This window comes from Staphylococcus sp. Y174-1 (assembly GCF_049897865.1).
Lineage (GTDB): Bacteria > Bacillota > Bacilli > Staphylococcales > Staphylococcaceae > Staphylococcus > Staphylococcus saprophyticus.
The window spans coordinates 211,508-232,739 of record NZ_JAFCXB010000002.1 but is presented as its reverse complement, the minus strand read 5'-3'; the positions used below and the strand labels follow the sequence as shown (position 1 = coordinate 232,739).

The window sequence follows — 21,232 nt, the reverse complement described above, 5'->3', positions numbered from 1 at the left end:
TTCATAGTTACACAATGAGGCTATAATTTTCCAATTCGTTTTCCTAGTTTGTAGAGTAATGGTTTGATTGGCTTAACAAAATCTCCAATATATTCTTCAACATCTGCATTGAAGCCTTTTTTGAACTGTTGAACGCCATAATCAATGGCGTCTTCACTAAAGTCACCAGTGATCCCGTAAAAATTATAACGATCGATATTGTGATTCTTTGCAAATTTAATCATTTCCCATTGCAGCTTATAAGCACCCATAAAGGCATTATAGTCTGGATTAGAACCACTAGATAAATAATATACTTCATAATCATTATAAATATAGATAGCAGCTGCTAAGTCTAAGACTGGGCCATCCGTCGTAATTGTCTTATTAGTATCATCAATTTTGCGTTGTGTACTGACAATTTGTTGATTAAGTTGTGTTTGTTTCGTTTTTTGTTTTTTAGAATTTGGACTTTCTTGTAATGCAGCTTCCACGTCTTTCATTTGATGATTTAATGTGTCTAGTTTTTGTTTAAGGCCGTTAACGTATTCGCTTAAATCAATATATGCTAATTGTATTGAAGCAAAGCTCTGATAATCTTTTTGTAATTGTTCAAAGTATGGTTCGTCACGGAAGCTGAAGCCATGTTTTTCTTCAGCCATCTTAAATAGTTTGAAAAAGCGATTGGTTTCTTCTATAGGAAGTTGACGTACTTTAACGCCCATTTCTTCAGTACGTTTGATATTACGTCGCGTTTGGTAATCCATTTCTTTAAGTAATTGTTGTTCTGATTTGTCTTTTAAATCTAAGACAGATAGCCAACGTATTTGGCTCGTTTTTGAATAACCTACAGGATAACCTTGATGTTTATAACCTAGTTTTTCTAAAGTGCTTATAAGCATACGATTATCGTAAGATTTCTTGATTTCGCCATCAGCATTTCTCAAGTTTTCTAAGATATATGGATCAAGTAATACGTATAGGCAATTATGTTGTTTAAGATATTTTGTTAATTCGCTAAAGTAAAAATCAACTAGTGACAAATTGGTATAGTCTAAGATAGGTCCACGTTGACTATAAAAATATTTAAAGAATTTTAGCGCGCGTGCTTCTGTAAACATACCAGCAGCAATGACTTCGCCATTGTCGTCTTTAACACCTAACAAGTGTGCATTGTATTGAGCTTCATAATTAACACGTGATTGTGTGTAATGTGAAAAGTGATTTTGTGTGAATGTTTGGAATTCTTCAGGGGTAAGATTCACAAAGAACATATATTTTGCCTCCTTAAATGGCAACGTTTATTTTGAAATTGAGTTGGACAACTTATAAGTAGTATACCAAATTTACTATTAAATACCATGTTTTACAAAAAAACAGATTGTAATATTAAAAATATTTTTATTAAATAGTGTATCACATTGGTAGGCTATATACTTTAAAAATACTATAGTACATTTTGCTAATTCAGTGTATGATATTACTTACGGTTATAATGTATATCAAAGTATTTAATTTAAAAAGAGGATTGTTTTAGGAGTGAAATAAAGTATGAAAAAGATTATAACGCTAATTGTCATCTCTACATTAATGATTGCTGGGTGTAGTAGTGGTAAATATGCAGATAAAATAGATAAAGCAGTAAATAAACAACAACATTATCAGAAAAAACTTGCAGAACAACACAAAGGTGATATTGAACGCAAATTTGACAAAAAAGATGCCAATATATATGTATATGAAAAAGGCAAATTTGTAATCATTGCCTATAAACCTATTAAGAATGATGAAGAGATTCATTATTATGCTTATGAATATAAAGATGGTAAAACAACATTTAAAAAAGATTTTAATTCAAAAGGCTATATACAGAAACATGACCCAGACTATAAAGAAGAAAATATGGATTTAGACGAATAACGAGTAAATGAAATTGAGGTGTAATAAATGAAAAAAGCATGGTTATCAATCGTGCTAGTGCTTACACTTGTATTAGCAACTGCTTGTACCAACCCAGAAGATACACATAAAGATGATAAAACAACGTCTGATGGGAAAATAAAGATTATTGAGTATGGAGATTTTAAGTGCCCATATTGTAAAAAAGTCGAAAAAAATGTAATGCCAAAATTGAAAAAGCACTATATTGATACAGATAAAGTGGACTATCAATTTGTTAATATGGCATTTTTAGGTGATGATTCTATTATTGGTTCAAGAGCAGGTCATGCTGTACAAAGGCTAGCACCAGAACAATATTTAAAATTTCAAGAATTAATGTTTAAACAACAACCTAATTCAGAAAAAGCATGGATTACAAATCAAATAGTTGATCAACAAATAGATAAACTTAAAATTAATACGACGCTTAAAAAAGAAATCAAAGACGACTATAAACAAGAAAACAGTAAATCTTGGGTAGCTGCAAAAAAGGATCAAAAGCAATATAAAGATAACCATATTGAAACAGCGCCTACTGTTTTCGTCCATGGCCAAAAAGTAGAAGATCCTTATGATTTTGAGAATTACAAAAAAATATTAGAAAAAGAGTAGAAATTTAACTAAAAGTTGAAATGAGCACAGACAAGTATAATCACATTTTTGATTTTACTTGTCTGTGTTTTTTCTCGGCATTAAATCGTAATAATTACGAAAATTTTATATTTAGTATTGTTTTTATGAGGAAGAAAGCATATAATTATAAATCGTAACAATTACTATTTAGGAGGTTTTAAAATTGAAACAAATTACATACATTAGTATTATGGTTCTGGCATTCATGGTAGTTCTAGCCGGTTGTGGAAAAGGAGAGTCCGATAATACAAAATCGAATGAAAAAATAAAAATAAATACAACTGTTTTCCCTTTGAAGTCATTTGCTGAACAAATAGGTGGTAAACACGTAGAGGTGAATTCTATCTACCCAGCTGGAACAGATTTACATAATTACGAACCTACACAAAAAGATATAATTAATGCATCAAAAGCCGACTTATTTCTATATACTGGTGATAATTTAGATCCAGTTGCTAAAAAAGTAGCAAGTACAATTAAAAAAGATGATAAAAAATTAGCACTTGAAGATAAATTAGATAAATCTCAATTGCTTACGGACCAACATAGTCATGAGGAAGAAGGACATGACCATGATGAACATCACCATCATGGCGGATACGATCCTCATGTTTGGTTAGATCCTAAATTTGATCAGACATTTGCTAAAGAGATTAAAGATGAACTAATTAAGAAGGATCCTAAACACAAGAAAACATATGAAAAAAACTATGAAAAATTAAATAAAGATTTAATAGCAATAGATAAAGATTTGAAATCTATTACTGAAAATAAAGAAGGTAATACGATATTTATATCTCATGAATCTATTGGATATCTTGCAGAAAGATATGATTTTGTTCAAAAAGGTGTACAAAATATGAATGCTGAAGATCCTTCACAAAAATCATTGTCGAACATTGTGAAAGAAATTAAAGATTCTGGAGCTAAATACATTTTTTATGAAGATAATGTATCAAATAAAGTGACAGACACAATACGTAAAGAAACAGAGGCAAAACCTTTAAAATTTTATAATATGGGATCTTTAAATAAATCGCAGCAACAAGATCATAAGTTGAGTTATCAATCATTGATGAAGAAAAATATTACAAATATGGATAAAGCATTGAGTGATTCTATTCAAACTGAAGACGATAAGGAACAGAGTAAATATGATAAAGCGATTTCTGACGGTTATTTTAAAGATAGCCAAGTTAAAGATAGAACATTGGGTGATTATAAAGGCAACTGGCAATCAGTTTATCCTTACTTAAAAGATGGTACTTTGGATGAAGTTATGGAACATAAAGCAGAAGATGATGATTCCATGTCTGCTAAAGCATATAAGTCATATTATGAAAAAGGTTATAAAACAGATATAAGTCATATTACTATTTCAAACGATACAATAACGTTTGAAAAAGATGGTAAAAAAGAAACTGGGAAATATGTATATGATGGCAAAGATATTTTAAAATATGAAAAAGGTAACAGAGGTGTGAGATATACTTTTAAATTAGTAGATCAAAATAGTCATTTACCTAAATATGTACAGTTCAGTGATCATAATATTGCACCGAAAAAAGCTGCACATTTCCATATTTTTATGGGCAATAATAAAGATAAGATTTTAAAAGAATTAGATAATTGGCCAACATATTATCCAAATTCGTTAAATAGCGAGGAAATTAAAGAGGAAATGTTAGCTCATTAAGAATGATAATTTTCAATAAACCTTCACAATTGTTTGAATCTTCAAATGAATACTTTATTCAGAAATGGGAATAATGAATTTAGAAGAAAATATTTAAGCTTTTTGTTTGATGTATTTTATATACTTGGTATAATAAATGTATCAACAAAACTTATAATACTTTGGAGGTATAGTGATAATGACAAAATTTAATTTCGATGCAGCACATTCAGTAGTAGAATTTTCAGTAAAACATTTAATGATTTCAAATATTAAAGGTAGATTTACAGAGTTTGATGCAAATATTGATGGCGACATTAATGATTTAAGTACAATTAAAGGTGATTTTACAATTAATGCGAGCTCTATTGATACACGTGTAGATGATCGTGATGCGCATTTACGTAGTGGAGATTTCTTAGATGTAGAAAATAATCCAGAAATCAAATTTGAAATTACTAAAGTAGATGAAAAATCAATCACAGGTAATGTAACAATTAAAGGCGAAACGAATGAAGAAACTTTTGACTTATCATATGAAGGCCAAAGTAAAAACCCAATGAACGGTGCAACAACGGTTGGATTTATTGTTAACGGTTCAATTAACCGCGAAAAATATGGTATCACGTTCAACCAAGCACTTGAAACTGGTGGCGTAATGATTGGTAAAGATGTGAAATTCCAAGTGAGTTTAGAATTCGCATTAGAAGACTAAACTATATAAAAAACTACTAGATTATCGAGTAGGTTCAGACTGCCGACAAAGTCTTTGGCTTTGTCGGCAGTTTTTTTGTGCACGCTTTCCGTTGGCACTGCCATAACCTGTAGTCTTCGGCTAGTGCTTTTCCCGTAGGAGTCGGTCCAAATAAATGCCAATACATTAAAAACATGAGAATATCTAAATTAAAAAGCCGTAATGTTTATTACATTGAATTACGCAAACGATATAAAAATAGACCAAACTAACACAAAATTAATGCAGTAGCTTGGTCTATATTTGAAACAAATTGTTAATCGAGTAGCTTTTTATATTTAATTATTGTCGGTTGATTTTTTGTCACGATAATATTGTACAACAATATAAGCAATGAAAGATAAAGAGATAATTGTTAATACAATAGATGAAATGATTAAGAAATTTTTATTAGAGTAATCGCCGCCAGTAAATATCCGGCTTATTATGTTAGGCAGACATAAGATTAAAATAAGACCAGCAAAATATTTTTTCTTTAATAGCAAGCAAATGGCCATTGTTAGTAATAAAAGTATTATGCCAATAATAAAATTAGTAGTTTGATTAGGTGACCAAAAAATAAATATTGGATAATGTCGTAATAAATACTCACTTAATATATAAATACCGAAGACGATAGCTGATGAAAAACCAACAGCAATATAAGTCTTTTTACTATCTCCCCATGTCATAATTAATTTTTTAATGACAAATAATATAAGTACGAAAGAACCTATAAATATAAATAGTATATAAAGCATGAGCGCTAACGTTAGTTAAAATGAGTTATCAAGCATCCTAGGAATGACTACCATAATAATCATGAAAGAAATGAAATAAAATATATATTTATAAATACCTTGTGTTAAATTTAGTTCCTTTGAAAATGTGTCGGCATAGTTTTTTATAGGTGTATTCAATAAGTCATCGACATTTTCGTTTTGTGCTTCAGCAGTGGTAATATGGTCACGTAATTCTTCTTCAATCGCGTTAACATCTTTTTCGTTTTTACCACGAAATAATAATTCGATACGCAGCTTTAGTAAAAAATCTTCAGCTTTTTTAGTTAACATCGTTTACACTCCTCATCAAATTATTCATACCATTATTCAAATAATGCCAATTTGCTTTAAATTGATTTAATTCATTTTTACCAGTATCAGTAATTGAGTAATATTTACGTTTAGGTCCACCAGTCATCGATTTTTTAGAAACACTTGTAACATAACCTTTTTTATTTAAGCGTAATAATACTGGATAAATACTGCCATCACTGATTTCTGGAAATTGTTGTGATTTTAATTTGTCTAATATTTCATAGCCATATGTTTCGCCTTGTGCAATTAAACCTAAAATAGCTCCATCTAACAATCCTTTCATCATTTGATCAGATATTGACATATAATCCCTCTTTTCACTATCTTATAATAAAAGATAGTATAAATTTTGATTAAGGTCAACTATCTTTCAATAAAAGATAGTTGTTTAAACATTAATCACTTTTTAAATTGGGTATAGTTATTAAAAAGAAGGGGTTGATAAAATGACGATAGATTTACCTAAAATAGGGAAACCAGCGACGAATGCATTACACCATATAGGGGTAAAAACATTAGAAGATGTTGCTGGATATGATAGAACGACATTATTAGCAATACATGGTGTAGGACCGAAAGCAATGGATATATTGGAAGATAACTTGAAAAAACATAACATGAATTTTAAAGAGGATATTGGATTTGATGTGCCATTTCACTTAACTGGTGATTTGAAATGTGATAACGCACCTAAGAGAAGAGTCATGCTAGATTTTTTAATTGGCTCAGCACTTGTGGATAAAGACAAATTGCAAGCGATCGTTGCAGAGGACTTTAAATGGGAAGTAGTAGACGCATTTCAATTAACTGGATTTGACGCATTTTATCAAGAGCTTGAAGACCACAAAGAAACTATTGTATCCATAGATGTGAAAATGAATATAAGTCACGGTAAATCTGGTGCATTGCATGGTACGCAGATTTTGGAAAATGGTACAACGATTTATTTTGCTGATATGTTTGAATTTACAAGTCACCGTAAAGATGCCAAAGTTAAATCAATAACATCATATATAATAATGAATGAAGGAGAATCATAAATGAGTGTAAAAATTGTAGAAAATAACATCATATTTACGAGGGAATTTAAAGCTACTGTAGAACAAATTTTTAAAGCATATACAGACCAAAATTTATTTGAAAAATGGTTTCACCCACAAGGTGCCACTACAGAAGTGTATGAATTTGATGTACAAACGGGTGGGAATGCCTTTTTTGCTATACGCGCACCACAAGGTACGAGCTATACTGTAACGCAATATAACGAAGTGATACAACCCACGCTGATTGATTATAATGATTATTTTGCAGATAAAGATGGTAATATTGATCAAAAAATGGCTGGTATGCACAATACGATTCATATTGAAGATAACGATAATGGTGTAGCAAAGCTTACTTCAGTTGCTGTATTACCCGACCCTAAAGCGGCACAACAATTATTAGATATGGGTGTCGAAGAAGGTATGAATAGTACGTTTGATAACTTAGAGACATTATTAGAAACTTTATAACAGTAAAACTTCAAAAAAATGTTGGAATTGGCATAGTAATCATTTAGCGTTTTTCGATATAATAGTATTGAAAAGAGGTGTGTGTATTGAATAAACGTTACATGAAAGTACTTGGTTTGTATTCATTTAGTACATTAATTCCTACACTATTATTAAATGAAAAAACCTTAAGTAGTCATACATTTAAATGGTTCTTACGTACATTAGCTGGATATGGTATTTTTGCCTATGGTCTACATTTTTTAAGTAAATTTAAACAATAATACTATAGTTGTTTAACCAAAAAGGGGAGGGGCAGAAATCAAATTTTCTAATAGAGATTTCGTACTCCCACCTATGCAATCAAGGCAACGATGACTTGTATAAAGGTTCACCTGAACTAATGCTCATGTATATGTCTTTCTAGAAATTTCATGTGGTATATAGGCTTTGGCTTATGCATTAGAGCGTCTCGTTTCCATGGGAATGGAAAAATCATTTCTTTAAACAAGTGAGTCTTTATATTTTAATTCAGTCATCTACTGCCTAATTGAAAACAGCCTGAGACATCTATTTTGTCTCAGGCTATTTTATTTATCATATTGATTGAGGAACTCACCATTTGTTTTAATCACATTACGGTACCAATCAAAGGAAGCTTTTTTCTTACGTTCTAAAGTACCATGTCCTTCATTATCTCTATCTACATAAATGAGACCATAACGTTTTTTCATTTCTCCAGTTGTAAATGAAATAATATCAATGATTCTCCATGGTGTATAACCCATTAAAAAGTAAGTTACGTAAGCATTTTTAAAAATGATCAATGACCGATTGGATTGTATACGTGTTTAGTTTATTAATTATGGTTGTATCAACTTCACTATAAATTTCATCTAGCGCATGGCTAATATTTTTACCTACATGACAATGTTGATTGGTATCTTTATGAATTTTTGCGAAATGCATTGTTTCTGAAAAGATAAGCTGGTATAGGTCGCCTAAGTGAATCTCATTTGCGGAAGAAGATAGACTGTATCCCGAGATACCTTGACTACTTTGAATATAATGACCTTCTCTTAAATAACGACATATTTTACGAACTAGTGTGGCATTACTGTTGATGCTATCTGCTATATATTGACTAGACACTGGTTCTTTTTCAGTGGCTAATAGTGTAAGAATGTGTATGGACACAGAAAATTGAGTGTTCAAGATTAAGACTCCTTTTGCTAGTGCTTGTGTAAATTTTAGTTACAAGTAGAGTTTACGATATATTATTTAAACGTGCAATGTATTAATTTAATAAAATGTTCTAAAACGACTATTAAGTATAGGTATAAACTCTTATAATAATATTGTTAGCAAAATTTGATTTTTTAAAAATTTATAAGGGGTGCGAATGATTTATGGTTGATAATGGCAAGTCTATAAACGATACATATACGTCAAAAGAAACAATTGAAAATATTAATAATCAAGTACAAATGAAAGAAGTCATGTTTAGCCAAACTCCAGAACGCTATGCACTAAAATCCATTATGTCAGGATTTCTATTAGCTATTGTTACAGTATTTATGCTAGGTATCAAAACACAATTTGCAGGAACGAATGAAGGTTTAGTGAATCTGATGGGCGCCATTTCTTTTAGTTTAGCATTGGTGTTGATTGTGTTAACTAATTCAGAATTATTAACTAGTAATTTTATGTATCTGACAGTGGGATGGTATTATAAAATCATTGGTATGAATAAAGCGTTAGGTATTATGTTGGTTTGTTTCTTATTTAATATAATCGGTGGTTTTATACTTTTTGCATTAATGAAATTTACACCTATTATGACACCAGAAATGATCAGTAGCTTAACTAGTATGGTCGACGGCAAAACCATTGATAGTAGTTGGTATGCGATTTTAGTAAAAGCGATTTTTTGTAATTTCTTTATTAATATCGGCATCTATGTATCAATTCAATTTAAAGATGGTTTATCCAAAGCATTTTTCATCGCTTGTGGAGTGATTGTATTTGTATTTATGGGATACGAGCATGTTGTGTTTAATGCTGGGTTGTATTCAGGTATGGTTTTTTATGATTTCGACGCGGTAGCATGGTTACATGTATTGAAAAATATTGTCTGCGCGTTTATTGGTAATTTTATCGGTGGAGGTATTTTCGTAGGGTTAGTTTATGCATATTTGAATGGTAGAAGAGATAGTTGGCATAGTAAATCATAAAATGAGCATCTATGAAAACAGTTAGTATCTCTAAAATTTAATCAATAGTGCTATAACTGATTGATTTACAAATACATAATGTATACACAATAGCTTTAACACTTGTGACGCTATAAACAGCAATTAATGTTGACGTAGATTCACGAAAACATGATAGCAAAGTGTGATTGTTTTGCCTTCACGTAAGTATTGGATCTATATTCTAAAACATATCAATTGACTCGATTATAAAGAAGACATATTGTATTTATATAATTTAAAAATAAGTTTTATGAAAATCATTTTATTTTAATGACTTAATAAGCTTGGGAATGATAGGAGTGACAACATGTCTGATTACAATATAAGAATTGCAACAGAGTCAGATGCAGAAGCGCTACAACAACTTATGCATGAGGCTTTTACACCATTAAGAGAATTGGGAATTGATTGGCCATCTGTCAATGCTGATTTAGCTTTGGTAAAAGATAATCTAACAAAAAATACTACATTTGTATTAGAAGATGATAAAGAAATCATTTCAACTATAACAGTGCGTTTTCCATGGGAAAGTAAACGACGTATTTCCATATATCCATTTGTGTGGTGGTTTGCAACTAAGCCTTCATATGATGGTAAAGGGATAGGTAGTAAATTGTTAAAATATGTAGAAGAAACATTTTTACGAGATACACTTAAAGTACCAGCTGTAACTTTAGGTACCTCAGCCCGTAAACACCCGTGGCTTCTAGATATTTATAAAAAACGTGGATATGAAATTTATAATGAACATGAAAGTGAAGATGGCGATTTAGGTGTTATCATGAGAAAAGTACTTATACCAGAAAGATTTGATGAAGATGTGTTGGGAAAACCACCATTCCATTAATAAATATATGAGTCAGGGAATCCTTTTATTAGTTGAATAAGAGGATTCCTTTTTTGATGATTTTATATAAGATAAAACTGATAAACACAACAAATGATATCGAAATCGCATTTAGGTTTACTTTTAATTTTATAAAGAAATAAACCTTAATTTTTCCAATGATTAGCAATTACATTTAACTATACAAAAGTTGCTTTTTAAATGAGATTTTAATAAATTATGCATTAAAGAAATGTATTAATAATAGAAATTAATTTACTTCAATATAAAATAAGTTGTCTTATATATATACAGTTATTTATAATTTTTGCAGAAATTATTAACAAAGGATGTAGTTTCACAAAAAATAATTTAGAGGTGATTTTTTGAAGAAAAACAATATCCAAAAAAATGGTAATTCGAGGCAAAGATTCAGTATAAGAAAATATTCTATCGGCACAGTATCTGTATTAGCGGCTACATTTTTTATTGCTAGCGGAAATGTGTCATTTGCAAGTGAATCTTCAAGTAATGAATTAAAGAATGAACAAACTTCAGCGAAAGACGAGTCAAATCGTGCAATATCGCCGTCAGTTACAAATGAAAACGCAAGTAATGCTACTGATGTCAAATCAACGGATGACCAAACAAAAAATCTTCAAGCACAACCACAAGATGAACCTCAAAATACAAACCAATCACAAGCTAACAATGATAGCTCAAATACGTCTACAAAAGTAGAGTCTAAATCTCAACAACCACCAATTAAACAAGAAAATTCGACCGAAGATATAAAGACGGAAAAAATTCCTGAATCAAACCAAAACAATGATAATCAAGAAAAGAAAGAAGATAGCAATAAAGTAGAAGATGAAAATTCAGAAAAAACAGAATTTAATCCATCAATAGAACAAAATCAAGCAAAAGATGATGAACAGGGTACTCCTAATGCATCTGATAAGCATTCATCAGATAATAAAGTTGATACAGGTAAACTAAATGAAAATACAGCAGATAAACAATCAACGGCTGATGAAAATGATAGTGAGATAGACCATTAAGCAAGTTCATCTAATTTAAGTGATGAACAAAAAGAAAAACGTCAATCATCGGAAGTTGAAACTCAAGAAGATTCAACAGAAACATCAAATGTTAAAAATGAAAAAGTAGATGATTAAGCAGACGTAAAAGCGAATCCAACTTCACCAGAAGATAAAGCTAAACCAGAAACTGCGCCTGATATTAATTCAAAAGAAGACACAAAAAATGAGCAACAAGACCATCAAAGCCTCACAGAAGATGAAATAACACAAGAACCACAACGTATAGAAAATAATGGTGATAAGAATAATTTAAAAACAAAAACAAAATTTGATACAGAAAAAGTAGATTTAGATCCAAACGCGAAAGATAGTCCTTATAAAGCAAAAGATAAAGTTGAAAATGAAACAGCTACACCTCGAAAACGTGCTGATGCTGAAGAAGTAGAAGCGGATAAGTTACTTAAAGATTCAAAAACTGCAAAACAAGGTGAATATAAAAACAAATACCCGCTGATTTTAGTACACGGTTTCTTTGGTGGCGTAGGTGAAAATAGACCTGTTTTTTACCCTAATTATTGGGTGAGGATAAATTCCATATCAAAGAGCAATTTGAAAAGTCAGGGTATGAAGTACATGAAGCTACAGTTGGTACTTTCAGTAGTAACCATGATAGAGAAACGGAGCTTTATTATTATATCAAAGGCGGTCGTGTAGATTATGGTCAAGCACATGCTGAAAAATATGGACATCACCGATATGGAAGAACTTATGAAGGCATTATGCCCAATTGGCAACCTGGTCAAAAAATACATTTGATTGGACATAGCATGGGTGGTCAAACCATTCGTCTACTTGAACAAATGTTACGTTACGGTAGTCCCGAAGAAATAGCTTATCAAAAGGAACATGGTGGAGAGATTTCACCACTTTTCAAAGAGCAAAAGGATAATATGATATCTTCTATAACCACTTTAGTAACACCTCATAATGGTTCGGCCGCATCTGATAATTTAGGTAATCGTGACTTTGCGAAAAAAATACTAAATGATATTGGTAAAGTCAGCGGTAATCGTTTTTCAAATTTAGATTTAGGTTTTAGTCAATGGGGATTCAAACAGCATCCAAATGAAAGTTATATCGAATACTCAAAACGTATAAAGAATAGTCCTTTATGGGATACAAAGGATAATGCATTAACTGACTTAACAGCCGAAGGTTCGGAACAATTAAATCAAAATACCTCACTGAATCCTAATATTGTTTATACGTCATATGCTGGGGAAGCTTCACATGCAACATTATCTGGCAAACATGTTCCAAATATTAGACAATATCCACTAATGGATTTAACAAGTCGGATCATTGGTAAAGATAAGAATCAGCAATTGAGATTAAATGATGGTATTGTACCTACTATTTCAGCCTTATATCCAAATGGACAAGCCTATAAAAATGTAACAGATATTAGTTCAGCTAATGAAAAAGGTATTTGGCAAGTCTTACCAGTTAAAAAGGATTGGGATCATATGGATTTTGTTGGTATGGATCCTACAGATTATAAACGCACTGGTGAAGAATTAGAACAATTTTATACCGGTATTGTTGATCACTTAATGCGCGTAGAGGAATCCGAAAATAGAAATCTAGCTGTCTAAACTACCAATAAGCTAAATAAAGTTATTGCCCATTTCCATAAATTTTGGAGATGGGTTTTCTAATATGCTTATATGTACTTACTTATTAGCCTATGTGTAGGTAGGGGAAACCCAATAAATCAACATAAAGAAAAACGGTAGAGTCACCAATAAAGTGACTCTACCGTTATGATTTTTACTATAAAAATTAACTCGTGTAAACGTTCATTATCGTTAGTCTATTTGAATATTAGATGAAGAACGTTCTTCTTGTGTTTTTTTAGGTAATGTTACATTTAACATGCCATTCTCATATAAAGCTTTAATAGCATTTTCATCAACATTTTCAAATGGGTATTGACGTTTGACGTTGCTCGTACTACGTTCTTGATGAATTAGACGACCTGCTTCATCTTCCTCATTGTTTTCAATAACTTGTTTTCCTTCAATAGTTAAAACATTGTTTTCAAACTGTAAACTAATATTTTCTTTTTGAAAACCAGGGAGTTCAGCTTCCACGACATAGGCATTATCTAGTTCTTTTACGTCTGATTTAATGCTTGTACTATCTGGGAATTGCTCAAAAAACTGACGTCCAAAATCTTTAAATAAATCTCCAGGATTTCCTTCAAAAAATGAATTGTTAAACGGTCTCATATCAAAAGCCATCGTACATCTCTCCTTTAAATATTATTTTATAAAAATTTAGTCTATTGAAATTTGTGTTTTTGTTTGTTTGATTGGTAGCATAACAGATAAAATGCCATCATCCATTGTGGCTTTAATAGCATTTGTATCGATGTTTTTGAATATAAATTGTCTGCTTTGTTCATCAGTACTACGCTCTTTGATAAGATATGTCATCTCATCTTGCTGTGCATCTGAATGTTTTGCAGTAATTGTTAGTGTTTTATCTTCATAATTGATTGAAATATGTTCTTTTTGATAACCAGGGAGCTCAGCTTCAACTGTGTATTGATTATCTGACTGATAAACGTTTACTTTGAATTCATGATGATCTGATAATAAACTTTCTAATAAATCTTGTGGAAGATTACTGGTATTTTGTATCATCTCTAATCACCTCTCCTTTAACCTTACAACTACAGTATAATACTATAGTCAAAGAAAGTCAAAGTCAAAGCATTAGACATAAAAAAACACCACTTGTAATAGGGCGTTCATTAAATAAATATATGTAAATAGATTTATACAACTACATATGGCAAAAATAGTGAAATACAGTGGTAGTTAAAAAAAGATAAGTAAAGTCAAAAATAATTATAAAATGTACTTCTAACTTTAACTTATCCATCGTAAATTAAATATTTTGTTGGAAATGCTTGTTAACAAAATTTTGTAATGTTTCTTTTAAGTCAATCGCTTCATCAACTTCCATATCAAATTCGCTAAAGACTTGTTTAGATATATTAGAAAGTGGTTCTTTAATATCTTTACCTTTTGTTGTAAGCGCTATTTGTAAATTGCGCTCATCATCAATTTCACGTGTTCTAGTCACGTAACCTTTTTTCTCTAGTTTTTTTAATAATGGTGTAAGTGTACCTGAATCTAGAAAAACACGTGCACCTAGTGTTTTAATATTTAATTTTTCTTCCACTCCGATTGCCAATAAAACAATGTAGCCTGTATATGTTAAATCGAATTCTTTTAAATAAGATGTATATTTCTTAATTATCTCTTTAGAAGAAACATAAAAAAGAAAACATAGTTGTCGTTCTAACGTGTTGTCTTTTTCCTCCATTATAAATCACCCCTTATGAAAGTTAACCTTATTATGAACGTTGTCTATTGTCAAGCAACAGTTGTGCGCCTCTTTTACTCTCTCGTTATAATATTTTATATATAATACATAATGCAAAACAATATATAGAAAACCAACTCATTTGATAGGATTTATTCTTAACAAATGACAGGGCGTAATTTACTTATAATGAGTAATGAATTTAAGAAGATTTTGTTACAAAAGTGCTTTAATACTTTATTAATGAATTGTAATCAGTCATAATAATAACATTATGGATTTTAATATATACATATCGTTTTATGTATAAAAAAGTTACAACAATTATGATTAATCATTGTTTATAGAAGGTTATGTTTTAATAAAAGGAGTTTAATGATGAAAACATTTTTAAAAATCATAGGGCTATTGGTCATATCACTGATTATTGCTATCGTATTTTTCTTTGGTATGAGAACGTATCAAGGTCATAAAAATTTGGACTTAGTTGACCATTATATGGACGAAAAGCATTTAACAGAAAAAATTAAGACAGAAAAGACACTTTATAGTGCCAAAAAAGGATTGTATTATAAAAAAGTAGAGTTTAAGGATGATCCAAAATACACTTATGTTGTTCAACCGATTAGTACTTATAAAGGCATATTAGTTCAAGGTTTTGATAGTGAAACGAATAAAAATGTTAAAGATGCGAAGCACAATGCATTTAAACAAGATTACAAACCTAAGGATTAGCTCATAAAATAGCTGAAGTATGAAAGCCTTTAAAAATAGGAATAACACAGAAATCAAATGATTATATGAGTTACTTCTGTAGATTATCAAGCACGCTTAAAAGTTAATATTTAAAAAAGACGAATCCATTTATTATGGATTCGTCTTTTTTGTAAATATACTGTTTTGTTAGAATTTCTGGTTTTTAAATATATAAGAAGTATGATTTTTTATGTTACTCAAATATAAAATTAAATAGAAAAATTTCAATTCAATCGCATAATTACTATATATACTAAAAAGAGTTAAAGTTAAGAAAAAAACATGTTATTGTTAAAGCCTTTGTATTGATTGTCGTAAAGGTTTAATTATGTAACTTAAATAATAATTAAAAATGAATTAAGTTATTTTAAGTGTATAAAGTTTTAAAATGTAGAAAAAATAGATGTGTAAAAAAGATTTAATTTGGTATAATTAGTCGATATTATAAAAGGGGAGAAACATCATGACAATATTTAAGAAAATAAGTTTACCAATGCAAGTTATGATTGCTTTGGTATTAGGTGTCATAGTAGGTTTATTGCTCTATGGTCATAGTGACGTTGCTAATTATATTAAACCATTTGGGGACATCTTTTTAAATTTAATAAAAATGATAGTGATACCAGTAGTATTTTGTTCACTAGCTTTATCTATTTCTAATGTTGGTGAATCTAAAACAGTGGGTCGTTATGGTTTTAAAACAATTCTTTATTTTGAAATTATAACAACAATTGCTATTGGATTAGGCATTATATTTGCTAATATTTTTAAACCAGGCGCAGGCTTAGATCCAAATAAGTTACCTAAAGGGGATATAAGTCATTATGAAAGTTCAGCAAAAGCTGCAGAACAATCTACATATGGCAACCATTTTATAGATACGATTGTCAATATTGTACCGACCAATATTTTTGAAGCTTTGACAAGTGGTGAATTGTTACCAATTATATTCTTTGCAGTATTTTTTGGTATTGCTTTATCGACAATAGGTCAAAAAGCTAAACCTGTAAAACTCTTTTTATCAGGTACATTAGAAGCTGTTTTTTGGATGATAAACAAGATACTTAAACTTGCACCTATTGGTGTGTTTGCGTTTATTTGTACAACGATTATGACGTTTGGTGCATCAGCACTAATTCCATTGTTAAAATTATTATTAGTTGTTATAGGCGCTATGATATTTTTTGTAGTAGTCATATTAGGCATTGTTGCAAAAATATGTGGTGTCAGTATTTTTGCTTTAATGAAAATCTTGAAAAACGAATTAATCTTAGCTTTTTCAACTTCTAGTTCTGAATCAGTGCTACCTATTATAATGCAAAAAATGGAACGCTTTGGCTCACCGAAAGACATTACCTCTTTTGTCGTACCAATCGGCTATACATTTAACTTAGATGGATCAGCATTATATCAATCAATTGCAGCATTATTTGTAGCACAAATGTATGGTATCGATATGTCCATAGGGCAGCAAATCATGTTGATGGTTACTTTGATGGTAGCGTCTAAAGGTATGGCAGGTGTACCAGGGGTTTCTATAGTTGTATTGATAACAACATTGACATCTATGGGCTTACCAGCAGAAGGACTTGCGTTAATTATAGGTGTTGACCGTATATTAGATATGGTTAGAACATGCGTAAATGTCATGGGGAATGCATTGTCTACAATTGTTATAGCAAAATGGGAGAATGCTTATGATAAAGAAAAAGGACAAGCATATTTAAAATCGATTTAATTATAAAAAGCGGTTGTGGAAAACCATTTAGTTCCTAAACTGACTTTACTTCTCACGCTTTTATAATTAGTTTGAACGAGACATATTTCTATAAATGTAAAAATAGCTATGAAAAAATCTACTACTATAGATTTCTTCATAGCTATTTTAGTATATCGAATTTGATATGTGGAAAATATATTTACATACCCTTCATGCCGCCCATATCATGGATTTTCATCATTAAGCCATGTGGAATATCGTCATGATCTACAACTTCCATCTTACTATAAGTGTCGTCACCGTCAGCTTTTACTAATTTAACAAAGTCTCCTTTTTTAGGTGAAAAATCAGACTTTGATGGTAACTTAACATTCTTCTCAATTTTATGATCTTTTTCACTTATGACTTTATCAGCTGTCGTAGCATCTTTCATATATCCGTAATAAGTTTCTTTTTGTCCACTTGTGAACATCATTATAATCAATACAACAGCTATAACTAACATGATTACACTTAACGATATAGCAAATACTTTACTATTTTTCAATGTGCAACGCTCCTTTTCAAACTATTTGTTTCTGTTACAAATAACATTCTATAACATTGCCATTCAAAATGAAATGATTCAGATACCATGTTAATAATCTATAATTGTACAGATTCATTGGGATGTAAATTAAGTTAAGTTTAACATTAGTGTGATTCTAAGATGGTAAAATACGTATATATTTCAATTCATCATGATGTAAAGTGAAGTATAATGGTGAATCTGAACGAGAGAAGTGTCTTATTTCAGCTTTAGGAATTGTGGAATCTTCAATATAGCGTAATAATGATCTTTCAATATAAGTGTCATTAAATGAAGAAGGTAATGCATAATCAACAAATCCATGCTCTCTGTTCAATGTTTGAATGAACAACGTTGTTTTAGCTGGTAGATGTTTTTCTTTTAAAATGAATTTTTGAACATCTTGTGTTGATGATCTTTGATATGGTGCGTTAAACAATAAAAGATGAATAGAATGATCTTCATGCAGAATAATATAGTTTTGGTGAATGGCTGTATATTTACTAATGAAAGGTTTAACAAATTGATATAAGTACATTAATGGTTCATAAATACCATGGTTATTCATTAAGGCGATATCATATTTTTCTTTACGTATTAATTCATAGCCGACGCCACTACCGCTTTTTAACATGATAAGCATATGGCACATTAAATCTGTAATTTGTAAGGGATGTTTTCCGTCATAAAGTAAAAAACCTTTTTTAGATAATTTCGTATAAACAAATTTTGAAGCATCAATTTGTGTTTCTTCGATGAGTTTATTATAGTATTCAAAATGACTCATTGAGTTATTGAAATGCGTACTTTTTTTGTTAAGTAATGTTTGTACGTTGTCTTGCTCAATATCGATGAAATGAAAATCAAAATTAAACCGATTTAATAATTTTGACGCATTCTTTAATGAGTGTGTCTGCTCTATGACACCTTCAACTGTGATGCCAACTTTAATATTGAGCTTCACATTGAAATTTTTGATTTTAATGTATAAACGATTAATATCTGTTAGAGATAAATGTGTCGCATCTAGTAACAATAGGAAATTATAATCACGATTTTGTTTGACGTACTCAGGTTTATATTTTAAAAATTGAAAGATACTATCCTCGATGACATCAAACTGATTTAAGGATTTAATTCTTATGGCAATACCAACATAATTTGAAAATAAAGCATCGATAAAGTCAATCATACCTGTAAGACTTAGATTTTCTAATGCTAAATTACGACTATTATTTATTAAAATATAGGCATTCGTTAAATCTTTAAAGCTAAACTTTGTATTGTAGTCAGATTGCACAATATCCATCAAATTATCAACGTGTATAAAAACAGTAGGTGATTTAATAGCATCATTAAAAGTTAATTGATTTAACTCAATGTTGATTTGATTTATGGTCTGCGGTTTATCTGAGGTATAAGTATCTATAGCACTTTGATACTGGCTAATATCTTCATTAACAAGTTGAACAATCATTTTAGGATTAGATTGAACATTTTTTCTGAATTCATTTGGTGTCATTTGCATAAAATGTTTAAATTGTTGCGTATAGTTTGAATAATGATTAAAACCAAACTGTTCGGAAACCTGATAAATGGTTTGCTTATTCTGAACAAGTTCGGAAAGTGAAAGGGCAATTTTCAAGCTCGTAATATAATTTTTAAAACTCATGCCTAGATGTTTTTTGAACAGAATTGAAATATAAGATGCCGAGATATAGAATGATTTGGACACGTCTTTAGATAAAAGAGGTAGTGAAATATTAGCTTTAATAAATTCAGTAATTTTATTTAATAGACTATTTTCAGTGTCTATCGTTGGAATATAAGGCGTATCATATTCGACTCTGGCTTCTTTGTTTAATTTCGTGATAATTTCTGTTATTAGAGAAGTATCAATAGTAAATGATTGGTTTAATTGTTGCGCCATTGTCAAAATTTGATATTTTAAATATGGTTCAGAATTTAGTAATTTAAAATTATAATTGGAATTGAAAAAGTGTTTTTCTAATTTTATAAAATGTCTAATAGGTATGCATATTTCAACTACTTGTTGTGCATTCGATATTTGATATAAATCACTATGGTTAATGATAATAATGTTATTTCCAGCTGAGATTTTTCTTCCATTTAAAGTTATGTCTAAATGATTACTCAGTGAAAACAATAAGATCACTTGATTGATACAACGGCGTGTAATGGTGTTTAAATACTCATGAATACATAAAGTTGTATTATCCATCGTAAAAGCAACTCCTGATAATAAAATAACATGCTATAAATATATTGAACAAAATACATTATATTATAAAAAGTTGAAAATTTTAATCCTTTAAATATAAATAATTTTAAATCTTACAAAGTGATTTAAAGCTTAAAATTAAATTTACCACAATTTAATTTTAAGGTTGGATAATTTTTCCGAATGAAGAGAGTTAATTTTTAAAATGAATTCAAAAATACGAAGGAGGATTCACAATGGAACATATTTATTCTGAATTTTATAGACAAACAGAAAAGATCACAGAACCTAAATTACAAGTATTAGGCGTAGTACTTCATGATGATGCTGAAAATTATACAGCTAAAGCATACATTGAGTGGTTGAAGCGCAGAATAAATAGAAATGAATTAGAGAAAGGCTGGGCATGTCTCTATGTAGACGCTAATACGTGCTATTGGTTTCATCCATCTGAATATATAGAATGGCACTGTGGTAACGCATTTGCTAATTCACATTATGTAGGTATAGAACGTTGCCAATCTAAAATAAATGGTGTTTTAGATGATGAGGCATTTATGAGAAATGAAGAAGCTAGTTTCAAAATGGCTGCACTTATATTGAACAAATATCATTTACCTATAAACCGTGAAACAGTGAGATTGCATAAGGAATTTTTTGACACTGAATGTCCTGCACGAGCGTGGAAAATTCATTTAGGTAACGTAGAAACAAATCAGCAAACGATACAAAAATTACAAGATTATTTTATTGAAAGAATTAAGTCCTATGCTAGTTATATATCAGATGAAGAATTAAAAACGGTAGGGTAATATGTTGTAGTTGCCATAGATGTAATAATAAATAATTAAAGTAGGATATTGCATTCTTAGTTG

The 21,232-nt window shown here is 30.0% G+C and carries 24 protein-coding genes and 1 pseudogene; 14 read left to right on the top strand and 11 right to left on the bottom strand.

The window, feature by feature from the left end; all coding sequences use genetic code 11:
• Nucleotides 1-20 precede the first annotated feature (20 nt).
• Nucleotides 21-1,253 carry an aminoacyltransferase gene (locus ACP7BT_RS07965; protein WP_041079235.1) on the bottom strand — a complete coding sequence of 411 codons (1,233 nt, stop codon included), beginning with the start codon at nucleotides 1,251-1,253 and terminating at the stop codon, nucleotides 21-23.
• Between the two features lie 277 nt (nucleotides 1,254-1,530).
• Here ACP7BT_RS07965 and ACP7BT_RS07960 point away from each other — a divergent pair, with 277 nt between their 5' ends.
• The 4 genes from ACP7BT_RS07960 to ACP7BT_RS07945 all read left to right on the top strand — a co-directional run bounded on the left by ACP7BT_RS07960 (nucleotide 1,531) and on the right by ACP7BT_RS07945 (nucleotide 4,943).
• On the top strand, nucleotides 1,531-1,899 hold the full coding sequence (locus tag ACP7BT_RS07960; RefSeq protein WP_037537751.1) for a cystatin-like fold lipoprotein: 369 nt from the start codon (nucleotides 1,531-1,533) through the stop codon (nucleotides 1,897-1,899).
• 27 nt (nucleotides 1,900-1,926) lie between these two features.
• A complete protein-coding gene (locus ACP7BT_RS07955; RefSeq protein ID WP_002482443.1) occupies nucleotides 1,927-2,532 on the top strand; it encodes a DsbA family protein in 606 nt (201 codons plus the stop codon).
• 184 nt (nucleotides 2,533-2,716) lie between these two features.
• Nucleotides 2,717-4,249: a zinc ABC transporter substrate-binding lipoprotein AdcA gene (gene adcA / locus ACP7BT_RS07950; RefSeq protein ID WP_426303758.1), complete on the top strand. Its 1,533-nt coding sequence runs from the start codon at nucleotides 2,717-2,719 to the stop codon at nucleotides 4,247-4,249.
• 178 nt (nucleotides 4,250-4,427) lie between these two features.
• Complete coding sequence (locus ACP7BT_RS07945; protein ID WP_002482445.1) at nucleotides 4,428-4,943, top strand: YceI family protein; 516 nt, start codon at nucleotides 4,428-4,430, stop codon at nucleotides 4,941-4,943.
• 317 nt (nucleotides 4,944-5,260) lie between these two features.
• Here ACP7BT_RS07945 and ACP7BT_RS07940 read toward each other — a convergent pair whose 3' ends face one another.
• The 3 genes from ACP7BT_RS07940 to ACP7BT_RS07930 are packed head-to-tail and all read right to left on the bottom strand — an operon-like array spanning nucleotide 5,261 to nucleotide 6,362.
• The gene (locus ACP7BT_RS07940; protein WP_228482850.1) at nucleotides 5,261-5,722 is read right to left on the bottom strand and encodes a hypothetical protein; all 462 of its coding nucleotides are present in this window, start codon (nucleotides 5,720-5,722) and stop codon (nucleotides 5,261-5,263) included.
• 15 nt (nucleotides 5,723-5,737) lie between these two features.
• The gene (locus tag ACP7BT_RS07935; protein WP_228160965.1) at nucleotides 5,738-6,034 is read right to left on the bottom strand and encodes a hypothetical protein; all 297 of its coding nucleotides are present in this window, start codon (nucleotides 6,032-6,034) and stop codon (nucleotides 5,738-5,740) included.
• Nucleotides 6,024-6,362, bottom strand: a complete 339-nt coding sequence (locus ACP7BT_RS07930; protein WP_041079233.1) for a PadR family transcriptional regulator — start codon at nucleotides 6,360-6,362, stop codon at nucleotides 6,024-6,026. The genes ACP7BT_RS07935 and ACP7BT_RS07930 overlap by 11 nt, the downstream gene beginning before the upstream one ends.
• 142 nt (nucleotides 6,363-6,504) lie before the next feature.
• Between ACP7BT_RS07930 and ACP7BT_RS07925 the strand changes: the two genes are divergently transcribed.
• The 3 genes from ACP7BT_RS07925 (at nucleotide 6,505) to ACP7BT_RS07915 (ending at nucleotide 7,835) form a co-directional block, all read left to right on the top strand.
• Nucleotides 6,505-7,098 carry a DNA-binding protein gene (locus tag ACP7BT_RS07925; protein ID WP_002482448.1) on the top strand — a complete coding sequence of 198 codons (594 nt, stop codon included), beginning with the start codon at nucleotides 6,505-6,507 and terminating at the stop codon, nucleotides 7,096-7,098.
• Nucleotides 7,099-7,572: an SRPBCC family protein gene (locus ACP7BT_RS07920; protein WP_002482449.1), complete on the top strand. Its 474-nt coding sequence runs from the start codon at nucleotides 7,099-7,101 to the stop codon at nucleotides 7,570-7,572.
• Between the two features lie 86 nt (nucleotides 7,573-7,658).
• Entirely contained in the window at nucleotides 7,659-7,835 is a 177-nt protein-coding gene (locus ACP7BT_RS07915) for a hypothetical protein (RefSeq protein ID WP_037537755.1), read from the top strand.
• A gap of 306 nt (nucleotides 7,836-8,141) precedes the next feature.
• Here the strand turns inward: ACP7BT_RS07915 and ACP7BT_RS07910 are convergent.
• A pseudogene (locus ACP7BT_RS07910) lies at nucleotides 8,142-8,342 on the bottom strand (family 1 glycosylhydrolase); the annotation flags it as partial.
• A gap of 22 nt (nucleotides 8,343-8,364) precedes the next feature.
• Entirely contained in the window at nucleotides 8,365-8,766 is a 402-nt protein-coding gene (locus tag ACP7BT_RS07905) for an Rrf2 family transcriptional regulator (RefSeq protein WP_037537757.1), read from the bottom strand.
• 194 nt (nucleotides 8,767-8,960) lie between these two features.
• On the opposite strand from ACP7BT_RS07905, the gene ACP7BT_RS07900 reads away from it, so the two are divergent.
• The 4 genes from ACP7BT_RS07900 to ACP7BT_RS07885 all read left to right on the top strand — a co-directional run bounded on the left by ACP7BT_RS07900 (nucleotide 8,961) and on the right by ACP7BT_RS07885 (nucleotide 13,330).
• Nucleotides 8,961-9,785, top strand: coding sequence for a formate/nitrite transporter family protein (locus ACP7BT_RS07900; RefSeq protein ID WP_002482452.1), 825 nt, complete (start codon nucleotides 8,961-8,963; stop codon nucleotides 9,783-9,785).
• Between the two features lie 328 nt (nucleotides 9,786-10,113).
• The gene (locus tag ACP7BT_RS07895) at nucleotides 10,114-10,653 is read left to right on the top strand and encodes a GNAT family N-acetyltransferase (RefSeq protein ID WP_002482453.1); all 540 of its coding nucleotides are present in this window, start codon (nucleotides 10,114-10,116) and stop codon (nucleotides 10,651-10,653) included.
• Nucleotides 10,654-11,018: 365 nt separating this feature from the next.
• Nucleotides 11,019-11,693, top strand: a complete 675-nt coding sequence (locus ACP7BT_RS07890) for a YSIRK-type signal peptide-containing protein (protein ID WP_052034684.1) — start codon at nucleotides 11,019-11,021, stop codon at nucleotides 11,691-11,693.
• 557 nt (nucleotides 11,694-12,250) lie between these two features.
• Nucleotides 12,251-13,330: an esterase/lipase family protein gene (locus ACP7BT_RS07885; protein ID WP_002482455.1), complete on the top strand. Its 1,080-nt coding sequence runs from the start codon at nucleotides 12,251-12,253 to the stop codon at nucleotides 13,328-13,330.
• A 213-nt stretch (nucleotides 13,331-13,543) separates the two neighbouring features.
• On the opposite strand, the gene ACP7BT_RS07880 is transcribed toward ACP7BT_RS07885, so the two are convergent.
• From ACP7BT_RS07880 to ACP7BT_RS07870, 3 genes are all read right to left on the bottom strand, one after another.
• Entirely contained in the window at nucleotides 13,544-13,978 is a 435-nt protein-coding gene (locus ACP7BT_RS07880; protein WP_041079231.1) for an Hsp20/alpha crystallin family protein, read from the bottom strand.
• A 36-nt stretch (nucleotides 13,979-14,014) separates the two neighbouring features.
• Nucleotides 14,015-14,383, bottom strand: a complete 369-nt coding sequence (locus ACP7BT_RS07875; protein ID WP_002482457.1) for an Hsp20 family protein — start codon at nucleotides 14,381-14,383, stop codon at nucleotides 14,015-14,017.
• Between the two features lie 247 nt (nucleotides 14,384-14,630).
• A complete protein-coding gene (locus ACP7BT_RS07870; RefSeq protein WP_037537787.1) occupies nucleotides 14,631-15,071 on the bottom strand; it encodes a MarR family winged helix-turn-helix transcriptional regulator in 441 nt (146 codons plus the stop codon).
• 378 nt (nucleotides 15,072-15,449) lie between these two features.
• On the opposite strand from ACP7BT_RS07870, the gene ACP7BT_RS07865 reads away from it, so the two are divergent.
• Together ACP7BT_RS07865 and ACP7BT_RS07860 are read left to right on the top strand one after the other, a co-directional pair.
• Nucleotides 15,450-15,806 (top strand): DUF3139 domain-containing protein, encoded by a 357-nt coding sequence (locus ACP7BT_RS07865; protein WP_011302462.1) that lies wholly within the window; start codon nucleotides 15,450-15,452, stop codon nucleotides 15,804-15,806.
• Between the two features lie 484 nt (nucleotides 15,807-16,290).
• On the top strand, nucleotides 16,291-17,565 hold the full coding sequence (locus ACP7BT_RS07860) for a cation:dicarboxylate symporter family transporter (RefSeq protein WP_037537794.1): 1,275 nt from the start codon (nucleotides 16,291-16,293) through the stop codon (nucleotides 17,563-17,565).
• Between the two features lie 181 nt (nucleotides 17,566-17,746).
• On the opposite strand, the gene ACP7BT_RS07855 is transcribed toward ACP7BT_RS07860, so the two are convergent.
• A complete protein-coding gene (locus ACP7BT_RS07855; RefSeq protein WP_011302465.1) occupies nucleotides 17,747-18,094 on the bottom strand; it encodes a DUF4889 domain-containing protein in 348 nt (115 codons plus the stop codon).
• 157 nt (nucleotides 18,095-18,251) lie between these two features.
• Nucleotides 18,252-20,357: an AraC family transcriptional regulator Rsp gene (rsp, locus tag ACP7BT_RS07850; RefSeq protein WP_041079228.1), complete on the bottom strand. Its 2,106-nt coding sequence runs from the start codon at nucleotides 20,355-20,357 to the stop codon at nucleotides 18,252-18,254.
• A gap of 236 nt (nucleotides 20,358-20,593) precedes the next feature.
• Here rsp and ACP7BT_RS07845 point away from each other — a divergent pair, with 236 nt between their 5' ends.
• On the top strand, nucleotides 20,594-21,169 hold the full coding sequence (locus ACP7BT_RS07845; RefSeq protein ID WP_002482463.1) for a peptidoglycan recognition protein family protein: 576 nt from the start codon (nucleotides 20,594-20,596) through the stop codon (nucleotides 21,167-21,169).
• Nucleotides 21,170-21,232 lie beyond the last annotated feature (63 nt).